The organism is Burkholderia sp. THE68 (assembly GCF_009938265.1).
Classification (GTDB): Bacteria; Pseudomonadota; Gammaproteobacteria; order Burkholderiales; family Burkholderiaceae; genus Caballeronia.
Genome location: NZ_AP022315.1, coordinates 2,234,207 through 2,248,607, shown reverse-complemented (window position 1 = coordinate 2,248,607; position 14,401 = coordinate 2,234,207). Strand labels below are relative to the sequence as shown.

At 63.5% G+C, this 14,401-nt stretch carries 13 protein-coding genes; 10 read left to right on the top strand and 3 right to left on the bottom strand.

All coding sequences use genetic code 11. The features are described 5' to 3' along the window. The first annotated feature begins 48 nt into the window (after positions 1–48). From leuS to BTHE68_RS10640, 5 genes are all read left to right on the top strand, one after another. On the top strand, positions 49–2,643 hold the full coding sequence (leuS, locus tag BTHE68_RS10660; protein ID WP_162066301.1) for a leucine--tRNA ligase: 2,595 nt from the start codon (positions 49–51) through the stop codon (positions 2,641–2,643). Next, positions 2,643–3,236: an LPS-assembly lipoprotein LptE gene (locus tag BTHE68_RS10655; protein WP_162066300.1), complete on the top strand. Its 594-nt coding sequence runs from the start codon at positions 2,643–2,645 to the stop codon at positions 3,234–3,236. Before leuS ends, BTHE68_RS10655 begins: the two co-directional genes overlap by 1 nt. 21 nt (positions 3,237–3,257) lie before the next feature. After that, positions 3,258–4,349, top strand: coding sequence for a DNA polymerase III subunit delta (holA, locus tag BTHE68_RS10650; RefSeq protein WP_162066299.1), 1,092 nt, complete (start codon positions 3,258–3,260; stop codon positions 4,347–4,349). 108 nt (positions 4,350–4,457) lie between these two features. Next, a complete protein-coding gene (locus tag BTHE68_RS10645; RefSeq protein WP_162066298.1) occupies positions 4,458–5,729 on the top strand; it encodes a glutamate-5-semialdehyde dehydrogenase in 1,272 nt (423 codons plus the stop codon). A 22-nt stretch (positions 5,730–5,751) separates the two neighbouring features. Continuing rightward, positions 5,752–6,168: a CopD family protein gene (locus tag BTHE68_RS10640; protein WP_162066297.1), complete on the top strand. Its 417-nt coding sequence runs from the start codon at positions 5,752–5,754 to the stop codon at positions 6,166–6,168. On the opposite strand, the gene BTHE68_RS10635 is transcribed toward BTHE68_RS10640, so the two are convergent. Then, positions 6,155–6,613, bottom strand: a complete 459-nt coding sequence (locus BTHE68_RS10635; RefSeq protein ID WP_162066296.1) for a hypothetical protein — start codon at positions 6,611–6,613, stop codon at positions 6,155–6,157. The genes BTHE68_RS10640 and BTHE68_RS10635 overlap by 14 nt on opposite strands. Positions 6,614–6,744: 131 nt before the next feature. Continuing rightward, complete coding sequence (locus tag BTHE68_RS10630) at positions 6,745–7,584, bottom strand: MurR/RpiR family transcriptional regulator (protein ID WP_162066295.1); 840 nt, start codon at positions 7,582–7,584, stop codon at positions 6,745–6,747. Between the two features lie 300 nt (positions 7,585–7,884). Between BTHE68_RS10630 and edd the strand changes: the two genes are divergently transcribed. From edd to BTHE68_RS10605, 5 genes are all read left to right on the top strand, one after another. Continuing rightward, the gene (edd, locus tag BTHE68_RS10625) at positions 7,885–9,834 is read left to right on the top strand and encodes a phosphogluconate dehydratase (RefSeq protein ID WP_162066294.1); all 1,950 of its coding nucleotides are present in this window, start codon (positions 7,885–7,887) and stop codon (positions 9,832–9,834) included. 67 nt (positions 9,835–9,901) lie between these two features. Next, complete coding sequence (gene eda, locus BTHE68_RS10620) at positions 9,902–10,534, top strand: bifunctional 4-hydroxy-2-oxoglutarate aldolase/2-dehydro-3-deoxy-phosphogluconate aldolase (RefSeq protein WP_162066293.1); 633 nt, start codon at positions 9,902–9,904, stop codon at positions 10,532–10,534. A 129-nt stretch (positions 10,535–10,663) separates the two neighbouring features. Continuing rightward, on the top strand, positions 10,664–10,888 hold the full coding sequence (locus tag BTHE68_RS10615) for a DUF2827 family protein (RefSeq protein ID WP_232077876.1): 225 nt from the start codon (positions 10,664–10,666) through the stop codon (positions 10,886–10,888). A gap of 159 nt (positions 10,889–11,047) precedes the next feature. Beyond that, positions 11,048–12,412 (top strand): GntP family permease, encoded by a 1,365-nt coding sequence (locus BTHE68_RS10610; RefSeq protein WP_162066292.1) that lies wholly within the window; start codon positions 11,048–11,050, stop codon positions 12,410–12,412. A gap of 10 nt (positions 12,413–12,422) precedes the next feature. Beyond that, positions 12,423–12,917 carry a gluconokinase gene (locus BTHE68_RS10605; RefSeq protein WP_061176756.1) on the top strand — a complete coding sequence of 165 codons (495 nt, stop codon included), beginning with the start codon at positions 12,423–12,425 and terminating at the stop codon, positions 12,915–12,917. Positions 12,918–12,993: 76 nt separating this feature from the next. Here the strand turns inward: BTHE68_RS10605 and purB are convergent, their stop codons facing one another. Beyond that, entirely contained in the window at positions 12,994–14,382 is a 1,389-nt protein-coding gene (purB, locus tag BTHE68_RS10600) for an adenylosuccinate lyase (protein ID WP_162066291.1), read from the bottom strand. Between the last annotated feature and the right edge of the window lie 19 nt (positions 14,383–14,401).

Below are 14,401 nucleotides of genomic sequence, written 5' to 3'. Positions count from 1 at the left end.
CTGGTTCCAAAGTCCGTTCCCAGCATTTGCCGAAAGCCAAACCACACCATGCACGATAAATACGTACCCGCCGACGTCGAATCCGCCGCGCAGAGCAACTGGCGCGCGAACGACGTCTACCGGACGACCGAGACGTCGGCCAAGCCCAAGTTCTATTGCGTCTCGATGCTGCCGTATCCGTCGGGCAAGCTGCACATGGGGCACGTGCGCAACTACACCATCAACGACGTGATGTACCGCTATCTGCGCATGAACGGTCACAACACGCTGATGCCGATGGGCTGGGACGCGTTCGGCATGCCCGCCGAGAACGCGGCGATGGCGAACAACGTGCCGCCGGCGAAGTGGACGTACGACAACATCGCGTACATGAAGAAGCAGATGCAGTCGATGGGCCTCGCCATCGACTGGTCGCGCGAAGTCGCCACCTGCTCGCCCGAGTACTACAAGTGGAACCAGTGGCTGTTCCTGAAGATGCTGGAAAAGGGCATCGCGTACAAGAAGACCGGCACGGTGAACTGGGACCCGGTCGACCAGACCGTGCTCGCGAACGAACAGGTCATCGACGGGCGCGGCTGGCGCTCGGGCGCGCTGGTCGAAAAGCGCGAAATCCCGATGTACTACCTGCGCATCACCGATTACGCGGATCAACTGCTCGACGATCTCGACGGCCTCGGCTGGCCCGAGCGCGTCAAGATCATGCAGCAGAACTGGATCGGCAAGAGCTTCGGCGTGAATTTCGGCTTCCCGTATGAAATCGACGGCGAAGCGAAGCTGCTGCGCGTGTTCACCACGCGCGCCGACACCATCATGGGCGTGACCTTCGCGGCGGTCGCGGCGGAGCATCCGCTCGCCACGCGCCTCGCGCGCGACAACGCCGAACTGCAGGCCTTCATCGACGAATGCAAGCGCGGCGGCGTGGCGGAAGCCGATGTCGCCACGATGGAAAAGAAGGGCGTGCCGACCGGCTTCTTCGTCACGCATCCGCTGACGGGCGCGCAGGTCGAAGTGTGGATCGGCAATTACGTGCTGATGTCCTACGGCGAAGGCGCGGTGATGGGCGTGCCGTCGCACGACGAGCGCGATTTCGCGTTCGCGAAGAAGTACGGCTTGCCGATCAATCAGGTGATCGATGTCGCTGACAAGACCTATTCGACCGACGCATGGGAAGAGTGGTACGGCGACAAGACCGCGGGGCGCCTCATCAACAGCGGCAAGTACGACGGCATGACCACCGAGGAAGCGATCGACGCGATCGCCGCCGATCTCAAAGCGAAGGACCTCGGCGACAAGCAGGTCACCTGGCGTCTGCGCGACTGGGGCATTTCGCGCCAGCGCTACTGGGGCACGCCGATTCCGATCATCCATTGCCCGAGCTGCGGCGACGTGCCGGTGCCGGAGAAGGATCTGCCCGTCGTGCTGCCGGAAGACCTCGTGCCGGACGGCTCGGGCAATCCGCTCGCCAAGTCCGAAGCGTTCCTGAACTGCGCGTGCCCGAAGTGCGGCGCGGCGGCGAAGCGCGAAACCGACACGATGGACACCTTCGTCGATTCGTCCTGGTACTTCTCGCGCTACAGCGCGCCGGACGCGAGCACGATGGTCGACGAGCGCACCGATTACTGGATGCCGATGGATCAGTACATCGGCGGTATCGAGCACGCGATTCTGCACCTCTTGTACTCGCGTTTCTGGACCAAGGTCATGCGCGACATGGGTCTCATCAAGTTCGGCGAGCCGGCGAAGAACCTGCTCACGCAGGGCATGGTGCTGAACGAAACGTTCTATCGCGAGGACGCGGCCGGCAAGAAGACCTGGTACAACCCGCTCGACGTCACCGTCGCGCACGATGACAAGGGCCGTCCGAGCGGCGCCACGCTCAACGCGGACGGGCAGCCGGTCGTGCTCGGCGGTGTCGAGAAGATGTCGAAGTCGAAGAACAATGGCGTCGATCCGCAGACGCTGATCGACCAGTACGGCGCGGATACCGCGCGTCTGTTCGTGATGTTCGCGGCGCCGCCGGAGCAGTCGCTCGAATGGTCGGGCGCGGGCGTGGAAGGCGCGAGCCGATTCCTGCGCCGCGTGTGGCACTTCGCGCACGACAACGCCGACGCGCTGCGTCAGCACGCGAAGCTCGATGCCTCGACGCTCAACGACGCAGACAAAACGCTGCGTCGCGAAATCTACACCGTGCTCAAGCAGGCCGATTTCGACTACGGCCGCCTGCAATACAACACGGTGGTTTCCGCCGCGATGAAGATGCTCAACGCGGTCGAAGGCGCGAAGAACGCGGGCGCCGGCGCGCTGAACGAAACCTTCGGCGTGCTCTTGCGCGTGCTGTATCCGGTCGTGCCGCACGTCACGTTCCAGTTGTGGTCGGAACTCGGCTACGAGAAGGAATTCGGCCCGCTGCTCGACGCGCCCTGGCCGAAGGTCGACGAAGCCGCGCTCGAGCAATCGGAGATCGAACTCGTGCTGCAGGTCAACGGCAAGGTGCGCGGCGCGCTGACGGTCGCGAAGGATGCATCGCGCGAAGCCATCGAAAAGGCCGCGGTTGCGCACGAGATGTTCGAGAAGTTCGCGGAAGGCCGCGCGCCGAAGAAGGTGATCGTGGTGCCGGGGCGTCTCGTCAACGTCGTCGTCTGATGCGTACAACCATGGGAGTCGATGTGACCGGGAAAGTCAGCACGAGCAGGCGCTCATTTCTTACGCTCATCGGCGGCGCGGCGATGCTGTCCGCGTGCGGCTTCCAGTTGCGCGGCCAGCAGGACTACGCGTTCAAGCGGCTCGCGATCACGGGCGGCGTGCCGCAGATGGTCGCGCGCCTCGAGCGCATGGTGCAGGGCGGCAGCGACACGGTGATCGTCAAGCCATTCGAGAAGCCGGACGCGACGCTCAGTCTGTCGGAAGGTCAGGGATTGCGCACGCTGAGCCTGAATGCGCAGGGCGTCGTGCAGGAATACGAGCTGATCTACAACGTGAATTATTCGCTGACAGGCGCCGATGGGACGCTGCTGATTCCGCCGAGTTCCATCGTATTGAACCGCTCGATGACCTATAGCGATCAATACACGCTTGGAAAAGGCCAGGAATCAACGCTGCTGTACAACGACATGCGCAACGACGCCGTCGATCAGTTGACGCGCCGTCTCGCGACGGTGCGCTCGCTGCATCCGGCGCCGGGCGAACAGACACCGGGCGTCGCGCCGCGCGCGCCGCTTCCGGTGCCGCCGCTCTGATCGGCCGCGCTCGTCAGGATCATGCAACTGAAGCTCGACGCGCTCGAAGCGCACCTCGCGAAAGGCCTGAAGGGTCTGTACGTCGTCTATGGCGATGAGCATCTGCTCGCGCAGGAGGCGTGCGACCGCATCCGGGCCGCTGCGCGCGCGGGCGGCTTCACGGACCGCACGGTGTTCACCGTCGAGCGTGGCTTCGACTGGAGCGCGCTCATCGGCGCGACGCAATCGATGTCGCTCTTCGGCGACCGTCAACTCATCGAACTGCGCATTCCCACCGGCAAGCCGGGCAAGGAAGGCGCGGAAGCGCTGAAGACGCTCGCTGACGCCGATAACCCGGATGTCGTGACGCTCGTCACACTGCCGCGCGTGGACGGCGCGACGCAGAAAGCGGGCTGGTTCACCGCATTGAGCGGCGCGGGCGTCGCGCTGAAGATCGATCCGATCGAACGCGCGCAACTGCCGATGTGGGTCGGCCAGCGGCTCGCGCAGCAAGGTCAGCGCGTCGCGCCCGGCGAGGAAGGCCGGCGCGCGTTGTCGTTCATAGCGGAGCGGGTGGAAGGCAATCTGCTCGCCGCGCATCAGGAAATTCAGAAACTCGGGCTGTTGTATCCCGAGGGCGTGCTCACGTTCGAGCAGATCCACGACGCGGTGCTGAACGTCGCGCGCTACGACGTGTTCAAGCTCAACGAGGCGATGCTGACGGGCGACGTCGGCCGTCTCGCGCGCATGCTCGATGGCCTGAAGGGCGAAGGCGAAGCCGCCGTGCTCGTGCTGTGGGCGCTCGTCGAAGAGGTGCGTACGCTGTTGCGCATCAAACGGGGCGTCGCTGCGGGCAAGCCGCTCGCCACGCTGTTGCGCGAGAACCGCGTCTGGGGGCCGCGCGAACGGCTGATCGGTCCGGCGCTTTCGCGCGTGACGGACGAAGCGCTGGAAAAGGCGCTGTCGCTCGCGGCGCGCCTCGACCGGCAGGTGAAGGGGCTCTCGGGCAGCACGGGCAAGCGCGGCAGCGAGCCGCCGCCGGACCCGTGGGCTGGCATGTTCGAACTGGCGATGGCGGTCGCGCACGGCGGCAAGCCGGCGCAGGCGCCGCCAGCGCCACGACCGCGTCGCTAGAACGCTTCTGTCACGCGCTGTTGCAATTCGTGCAACGGCTTAGAATGATGCATCGACGCTTCGGCCGTGAAGGCGGCTCAAGAAAGCGGATCACGGATGAGACCCACGATGAACATCGATCAATACATGACCGACCTCGGCCGCCGCGCACGTGCGGCGTCGCGCGCGATGGCGCGGGCGTCGACGGCGGCGAAGAATGCGGCGCTGCACGCGGTGGCGGACGCCATCGAACGCGAGCGCGAGGCGCTCAAGGAAGCCAACGGCCGTGACCTTGCGCGCGCGCGCGAAAAGGGCCACGACGCCGCGTTCATCGACCGCCTGACGCTCTCCGACAAGGCGCTCAACACGATGGTCGAAGGCTTGCGGCAAGTGGCCGCGCTGGCCGATCCGATCGGCGAGATCAGCGGGCTCAAGTTCCGTCCGAGCGGCATTCAGGTCGGACAGATGCGCGTGCCGCTCGGCGTGATCGGCATCATCTACGAATCGCGGCCGAACGTGACCATCGACGCGGCCGCGCTGTGTCTCAAATCCGGCAACGCGACGATTCTGCGCGGCGGCTCCGAGGCGCTCGAATGCAATACGGCGCTCGCGAAGCTGATCGGCGTCGGGCTGGAAGCGGCCGGATTGCCGCAGGACGCGGTGCAGGTCGTCGAGACGGCGGACCGCGCGGCGGTGGGCAAGCTCATCACGATGACCGAGTTCGTCGACGTGATCGTGCCGCGCGGCGGCAAGAGCCTGATCGCGCGCCTGATGGAAGAATCGCGCGTGCCGATGATCAAGCACCTCGACGGCATCTGCCACGTCTATGTCGACGATCGCGCGGATCTCGCGAAGGCATCGGTGATCTGCGACAACGCGAAGACGCATCGCTACGGCACCTGTAACACGATGGAAACGCTGCTCGTCGCGCGCGGCATCGCGCAGCAAGCGTTGCCGCAACTCGCGCGCGCGTTTCAGGCGAAGGAAGTCGAACTGCGCGTGGACGGGCAAGCGCGCGCCGTGCTCGAAGCGGCGAAGATCGGCGGGCTCGTCGATGCGACCGAAGAAGACTGGAGCACGGAATATCTCGCGCCGGTGCTCGCGATCAAGGTCGTCGGCGATCTGGACGAAGCGATCGAGCATATCAATCGCTACGGCTCGCATCACACCGATGCAATCTGCACGGAAGATCACGACCGCGCGATGCGTTTCCTGCGCGAAGTGGATTCGGCGAGCGTGATGGTCAATGCCTCGACGCGTTTCGCCGATGGCTTCGAATTCGGCCTCGGCGCGGAGATCGGCATTTCGAACGACAAGCTGCACGCGCGCGGCCCGGTCGGCCTGGAAGGGCTGACATCGCTCAAATACGTCGTGCTCGGGCGCGGCGAAGTGCGTCAATAAGCACGAGTCGACAAGAACAAGGATGCTCTGGATCAAATCGCTGCATATCGTGCTGGTGGCCTCGTGGTTCGCGGGGCTTTTTTATCTGCCGCGCATTTTCGTGAACCTCGCGATGGAAACCGATCCGGCGGCCACCGCGCGGCTGCTGCTCATGGCGCGCAAGCTGTTCCGGTTCATGACGTTCATCGCGGTGCCCGCGCTCGCGTGCGGGTTGTGGCTGTGGCTCGTCGTCGGGATCGGGGCGGGGCAGGGCTGGTTGCACGCCAAGCTGACCATCGTCGCGTTGATCATCGTGTATCACGGGTATTGCGGGCGCTTGCTGCACACGTTTCAACGCGGCGAGAACAAGCGCTCGGACAAGTGGTATCGGATGTTCAATGAACTTCCGGTTCTCGGGCTTCTCGGCGCGACCTTGCTCGTGGTGATCAAGCCGTTCTGAGGCGTTGCTCGTTGACCAGATCGAGCAACATTTCACCGAAGACTTCCGGACGCCCTTCGAAGAATCGCTGCACTACGTTCTTTTCGAACATGTAGCTGCGCAGCGATTCACGCTCGTCGTGATTGTTGGCGAGTCGCACCGCGGCTTCGATGTATTCCTCCACGGTTTCCGCGACCATCCAGCCGGGCATATAGGCGCGCATGAACATGGCGCCGTCGATGCGCTCGAACACCTCCCGGCCAGTCTTGCAGATGCCCGGCAACCCGACTGTGAACGCGTATACGATGCCGTTCGTGTTGCCGAAGGGCAGCGCCGAGTATCGGCAACTGGTTAACCTCTTGAATTGTGTCTCTGAGAGTGCGATCCGGATTCTGAGCAGCGCGACGATGGCTGCCGCCATGCGACTGGCAAATTGTTCAACCGCTCTCTGCTGCGGCGAGGCCATACCGAGGAAGGCGCCATCAACGTCAGAAGATCTATGAATTGTGGCGTATCAACCAATAGATAAACGATCGGGGATATGGACAGCACCGGCGATCGTTCGCCTTCATTCGAAGACGCCGCCGCCTCCGCCGCTTACGCTCCCACTCGCCGTCCTTCCAGCACGTCTTTCGCTTCGGCAAGCTTGTCCGCGAGCGCGGGTCCACGCGCCAGTGCCAGACCAACCGCCAGAATGTCGCCGATTGCGAGATGCGACACGCGCGATGTCATCGGCGAAAAAATGTCGGTGTCTTCATCGACATTTGCGAACAATCCGACCGTCGCCATGCGCGCGAGCGGCGAGTGGCCGTGCGTAATCGCGATGACTCTCGCGCCGCCGTTCAACGCCGATCTGCACGCGTCGAGAATGTCCCGGGTGCGTCCGGTATTGGAGATCGCCACGACGACGTCGCCAGCTCCGAGGAGCGCGGCGGAAGTGGTGTACGTATGCGGATCGGAGTATGCGACAGACGGCACGCCCAATCGAAAAAATTTGTGCTGCATGTCGAGCGCGGCGATGCCCGATCCGCCAGCGCCGTAGAACTCGATGCGGCGCGCCTCGGCCAGGATCGCGATGGCCGCCGCGACGCTGTCCGACGAGAGCGTATTGCGCACGGCGATCAGCGCGCCGATGGTCCGGTCGAGCACCTTGGCCGCGACGCCCGCGGGCGGCTCGTCCGCGCGCACGTCGCGGTAAACGGTGGGAACGTCCGCTGCTATGTTCTGAGCCAGGCGAATCTTGAATTCCCGGAAACCCGAAAAGCCGAGCGCCTGGCAAAAGCGCGCGATGGTCGGCTGACTGACGCCGGCACGCGCCGCGAAATCGGTCATCGACAGGTCGAGTACCTCGCGCGGCGCTTCGAGCACATAGTCGGCCAGCTTGCGCTCGGACGGCCGCAGTTGCTCGCGCTTCGCTTCGACTTGAGACAGCAACATCGGAAATCTCGCCTATGCTGAAAATTGCTTGGGACTATAGCCGAACATCGAGAATGTACAAATACTACAGAATCAGTCTGCGCAATCTAAGGGAAATCCCGTAGACCGTTTCCCCGTAAGCGATTCGAATCATGCGGTTGCTTAAAATGCATGCAGGAATTCACGTTGTCACAATGTAGTTTTTCTACTAACATCGCGAAACACGGCAATACCGCACGACAACGAACCGAACGCCGTTCTCCGCAACATTCCACCCAACCTCGACGGCAGGCGCGCCGGGCGTAAGACGAAGGAGCTTCGATGGTTTCCCCGCATTCGCAACTCAAAAAAGTCACCGATCGCATCATCGAGCGCAGCAAGCCGACGCGTTCCGCATACCTGGCGCGCATCGATGCCGCCCACGGCAAGTTTCCGGCGCGCGGCGCGCTTTCGTGCGCGAATCTGGCGCACGGCTTCGCCGGACTCGAAGGCGAGGAAAAGATAGCGATCAAGGCGATTCGCGAGCCGAACATCGGCATCGTCTCGTCCTATAACGAGATGCTGTCCGCGCACGCGCCGTACAAGAACTTCCCCGACATCATCAAGCAGGCGGCGCGCGAGCACGGCGGCGTCGCGCAATTCGCGGGCGGCGTGCCCGCCATGTGCGATGGCATCACGCAAGGCAACGCCGGCATGGAACTGTCGCTTTTTTCGCGTGAAGTCATCGCGATGAGCACGGCCGTGGCGCTCACGCACAACATGTTCGACGCGGCCCTGTGCCTCGGTATTTGCGACAAGATCGTGCCGGGGTTGGCCATCGGCGCGTTGCAGTTCGGTCACCTGCCGACCATTTTCGTGCCCGCCGGCCCGATGACCAGCGGCTTGACCAATGACGACAAGGCCAAAGTGCGCCAGGAGTTCGCGACCGGAAAATGCGATCGGGGCGCGCTGCTCGAAGCGGAATCCGCGGCGTATCACGGACACGGCACCTGCACGTTCTATGGCACGGCGAACAGCAACCAGATGCTCATGGAAGTGATGGGCCTGCATTTGCCGAGCTCGGCGTTCGTGCATCCGCACACGCCCCTGCGCGACGCGCTCACGGCCGAGGCCGCGCGTCGTGTGCTCGATCTCACGCTGGAACGCGGCAACTACACGCCGATCGGCCATGTGGTCGATGAAAAGGCGATCGTGAACGGCATCGTCGCGCTGCTGGCGACGGGCGGCTCGACCAACCATACGCTGCATCTCGTGGCGATCGCGCGGGCGGCGGGCATCATGATCGACTGGAACGATTTCGACGAGCTTTCGCAAGTGGTGCCGCTACTCGCGAAAATCTACCCGAACGGCAAGGCCGACGTGAACCACTTCCACGCGGCGGGCGGCGTCGCGTTCCTCGTACGCAATCTGCTCGAAGGCGGCTTGCTGCACGAAGACGTGCAGACGGTCGCGGGCAAGGGACTTTCGCACTATACGAAGGAGCCGAAGCTCATCGACGGCAAGCTGCAATGGGTCGACGGCGCGCCTGAAAGCCACGACACCAAGGTGCTGCGCGGCATCGGCGAGCCGTTCCAGCCGGACGGCGGCCTGCGTCTCATGCAGGGCAAGCTCGGGCGCGGGGTCATCAAGATTTCGGCGGTCGCGGCGGAGCATCGCGTGGTGAAGGCGCCGGCCATCGTGTTCAATTCGCAAGAGGAAGTGCAGGAAGCGTTCGACAAAAGCGAACTGAAGCGCGATTTCGTCGCCGTGGTGCGCTTCCAGGGCGCGCGCGCGAACGGCATGCCCGAACTGCATCGTTTGACGCCGCTGCTCGGCGTGCTGCAGGATCAGGGCTTCCATGTCGCACTGGTTACGGACGGACGCATGTCGGGCGCGTCGGGCAAGGTGCCGGCGGTCATTCACGTGTCGCCCGAGGCGCTGCTGCAAGGACCGCTCGGCAAGGTCCGCACCGGCGACATGCTCGTAATCGATGCGCCCGCCGGCGTGCTCGACATCGAAATCGATGCGAACGAGTGGGATTCGCGGGAAGTGCAAGCGCCGCTCTATCAGGCGGACAACGAAGCAGGATTCGGACGCGAACTGTTCGGCGTATTCCGTAGCGCGGCGCTGCCAGCGGAAGAGGGGGCGTCGGTGTTCGGCGCGCTCATCGGCGCGACGTCCGCGCACGACGGGGCGAACGGCGCGGCGGCCCCGCAAGACAAGAATCCGCTTCGCGAAAACGCGCGCGCCGCGGCATCGGCGCTGAACAAGGCGCACGCCACGCAGCATTGAACATCGCAACGTCGAGAAACCGCGGACAGACCGAATGGCGCCGCATCAAAAACAGGAGTCGCATCAAATGAAATCGGTAAGCGAAATCGTGCGTCTGGGCCCGGTGATTCCGGTGCTGGCGTTCGAAACGGTCGAGCAAGGCGAACATGTGTCGCGCGCACTGCACGCGGGCGGCGTGAAAGTGCTGGAAATCACGCTGCGCACGCCAGCGGGCATCGGCGCGATCGAGCGCGCGAGCCAGTTGGCGGACGATATCGTCGTCGGCGTGGGCACCATCACGAAGCCCGAGCATTGCGCGCAGGCGAAGAAGGCGGGCGCGCAGTTCGGCGTGTCGCCCGGTCTCACGAAGGACATGCACAAGGCCGCGCAGGACGCAGGCTTGCCGCTGCTGCCGGGCGTGATGACGCCCAGCGATATCATCGCCGCGATGGAACTGGGCTACGAAATCGTCAAGTTTTTCCCGGCGCAGCAGGCGGGCGGCATTCCGATGCTTCAGGCGTTCTACGGACCGTTCCCGAATCTGAAATTCTGTCCGACGGGCGGGATCACGGCTGAAACCGCGACCAACTTTCTCGCACAGCCGAATGTGGTGTGTGTCGGCGGTTCCTGGCTGACGCCGAAGGCCGCGCTTGCCGCGCAGAACTGGGAGGAAGTCACGCGTCTTGCACGCGCTGCGAGCGACTTGGCGCCGCACCAGTAAGCTGCTTTGCATCCAAAGGCGCGTCGCGACCATGTGAGCGGTCGGACGCGCTTTTTCTTTTGGCCGGATGTCCTGTTCGATTCAATCAGGCAAACCTCGATGCTTTCGCCGACCGGTTGATCGCCTGCGATGCGGGCACATCGCGAGAATCCGGACAGGCTCGAGCGCGTATGGGCGTACAACACGTTCAAGCTGAAGGATCACGCGGTGTTCGCCGGCTTCGCGCAGAGACTCGATTACGTGAAGCACGGCCTCGGCAACTTCGAAGGGCGGTTCCCCTTCGCGCAGATCGTGCCGGCCACCGTCGATGCGGTGGACGGTCACCAGTGGGAAACCCGCGCGGCCAGCGCATAATTCCTCGAAGCTCAATTCCCGGCCAATCTCCTCGCTTACAGATAAAATTCCGTTGCCTTGCGCCGTGTTTGCGCTTGCCGGACGCCGCCGATGTGTGCAGTGCAGCGACGGCAAACGCATACATAGCGCAAAAACCTCAACAAAATCAAAGGAGGCGTTATGCCAGCCGTCCACGGGAGCATGCTGCTGCTCTACGCGGTGATCGCGATCGCGGTTCTGATCCTGATGATCGCCCGCTACAAGGTTTACCCTTTCCTCGTTCTCATGATTGTGTCCGTGCTGCTGGCCCTCGCGGTCGGCATGCCGATGGACAAGATCGTGAAGTCGTTCGAAACCGGCAACGGGAACACGCTCGGCCACATTGCGGTGGTGGTCGGTCTCGGCACGATGCTCGGCAAGATGATGGCCGAATCGGGCGGCGCCGAGCGCATCGCCAATACGCTCATCCATCTGTTCGGCGAGAAGAACATTCACTGGGCGATGATGGTCGTCGCGATCATCGTCGGCTTGCCGGTGTTCTTCGAAGTCGGCTTCGTGCTGCTGATTCCGATCGCGTTCAACGTCGCGAAACGCACCGGCAAATCGCTGCTGCTCATCGGCCTGCCGATGGTCGCCGGCCTCTCGGTCGTGCACGGCCTGATTCCGCCGCACCCGGCCGCGCTGCTCGCGGTGCAGCAGTATCACGCGGATATCGGCAAGACGATCGCATACGGCCTGATCGTCGGCGTGCCGACCGCGATCGTCGCGGGCCCGCTCTTTGCGCTGATGATCCACAAATACATCAAGCTGCCGGACGCCAACGCACTCGCCGACCAGTTCACGGAAAAGCACGGCGACACGGAAAAGAAGCGCGACCTGCCGAGCTTCGGCATCACGCTCTTCACCATTCTGCTGCCGGTCATTCTGATGCTGGTCGGAAGCTGGGCGGATCTGGTCTTCACGCCGAAGACGCTGCCGAACGATTTGCTGCGCTTCATCGGCCAATCGGATATGGCGCTGCTGATCGCGGTGCTGGTCAGTTTCTGGACCTTCGGCGCGAAACGTGGATTCAACCGCGAACAGATTCAGAAGTTCTGCGGCGAGTGTCTTGCGCCGATCGCAGGCATCACGCTGATCGTGGGCGCGGGCGGCGGTTTCGGCCAGGTTCTGCGCGACAGCGGCATCTCGCAGCAGATCGTCGCCACCGCTTCGCAGGCGAATCTGTCGCCGCTGTTGCTCGGCTGGTTCGTCGCCGCGCTGATTCGTCTGGCGACCGGCTCTGCCACCGTCGCGATGACGACCGCGTGCGGCATCGTCGCGCCGATCGCGGCCGCGGCGGGCGGCCATACGAGCCCGGAATTGCTGGTGCTCGCCACCGGCTCCGGCTCGCTGATCTTTTCGCATGTGAACGATGGCGGCTTCTGGCTGATCAAAGAGTATTTCGGGATGACCGTCGGACAGACCTTCAAGACCTGGTCGTTGCTCGAAACCCTCATTTCCCTGATGGGACTCGGCTTGACTTTCGTGCTCGCGGCGTTCGTGTAAGGAGATTTCGATGATTCTGATCGCAATGGGCGTGTCGGGCGCCGGCAAGTCTCTTATCGGGGAATTGCTGGCGGAGCGCCTGCAATGCTCGTTCACCGATGGCGACGCGTTCCACAGCGCCGCCAACAAGGAGAAGATGCACAAGGGCATCCCGCTGACCGACGACGACCGCTGGCCGTGGCTCAAGACGATTCGCGCCGCGATCGAGGAAAAGCAGCGTGCGGGCGAGACGGCGGTGTTCACATGCTCGTCGCTGAAGCGCTCGTATCGCGACGTGTTGCGCGACGGCGACAAAGACGTCTGTTTCGTCTATCTCGAAGGCACGTTCGACGTGCTGCACGAACGGCTCGCGACGCGCACGGGACATTTCTTCGATCCGAAGCTGCTGCAGAGCCAGCTCGATACGCTCGAGGCGCCGGGCGCGGACGAGGCGATCGTGGTGAGCATCGAGCACACGCCCGAGGAAATCGTCGAGATCGTGATCGAGGAACTGAAGACGCGCTGATTTCGCGTTTGACGTTGCAGAAAAAAAGCCCCACGCCGCAAAGCGTGGGGCTTTTTCTTCGACCTTGCGCCGCGAATCAGGCGATACGCTTTGCCAGTTCGGCCGCTTTGCCGATATACGAACCCGGCGTCATTTCCAGCAGCAGCTTCTTGGCATCGGCGGGAATCGCCAGACCGCCGATGAACGTCTGCAACGCCTCGCGCGTGATGCCCTTGCCGCGCGTCAGCTCCTTCAACTGCTCGTACGGATTCTCGATGCCGTAGCGGCGCATCACCGTCTGCACCGGCTCGGCGAGCACTTCCCAGGTATTGTCGAGATCTTCGTTCAGGCGCGCCGCGTTGATTTCGAGCTTGTCGAGGCCGCGGATCAGCGCGTCATAAGCCAGCAGAGAATAGCCGAACGCGACGCCGATGTTGCGCAGCACGGTCGAATCGGTCAGGTCGCGCTGCCAGCGCGAGACCGGCAACTTGTCGGAGAGATGGCGCAGCGTCGCGTTCGCGAGGCCGAGGTTGCCTTCGGAATTCTCGAAGTCGATCGGGTTGACCTTATGCGGCATCGTCGACGAGCCGATTTCGCCAGCCTTTAGCTTCTGCTTGAAGTAGCCGAGCGAGATGTAGCCCCACACGTCGCGGTCGAGGTCGAGCAGGATCGTGTTGGCGCGCGCGACCGCGTCGAACAGTTCGGCCATGTAGTCGTGCGGCTCGATCTGGATCGTGTACGGATTGAACGTGAGCTTCAGCCGATTCTCCACGACGTCCTTCGAGAACGCTTCCCAGTCGAATTCCGGATACGCCGACAGATGCGCGTTGAAATTGCCGACCGCGCCGTTCATCTTGCCGAGCAGTTCGACCTTCTCGATGCGCTGGATTGCGCGCGACAGACGCGCCGCGACGTTGGCGATCTCCTTGCCGAGCGTGGTCGGGCTGGCGGGCTGGCCGTGCGTGCGCGAGAGCATCGGTTGCTCGGCGTGCGTGTGCGCGAGCTTCACGAGGCGTTCGTACACCGAGCGGAGCGCAGGCAGGATCACGCGCTCGCGCGCGCCGGCGAGCATCAGGCCGTGCGACGTGTTGTTGATGTCTTCGGACGTGCACGCGAAGTGGATGAACTCACTCGCGCGTTCCAGTTCCGGCTGGCCCTTGACCGACTCCTTGAGCCAGTATTCGACGGCCTTCACGTCGTGATTCGTGACGCGCTCGATGTCCTTGATGCGCGCTGCGTCGTGCGCGGTGAAGCGCTCGGCGAGGCTCAGCAGGAATTGCTCGGAGGCTTCGGAGAAGCGCGGCACTTCGGCGAAACCGGCGCGCGACAACGCGATCAGCCAGTGAATCTCGACCGTCACGCGATGGCGCATGAACGCGGCTTCGGAGAGCCATTCGCGCAGGGCTTCGGTCTTGGCGGCGTAGCGGCCGTCGAGCGGCGAGAGCGCGGTCAGCGCGAAAAGGGTATCGGGACGGGTATCGGACATGATTGCAGGCGCGGCCGGA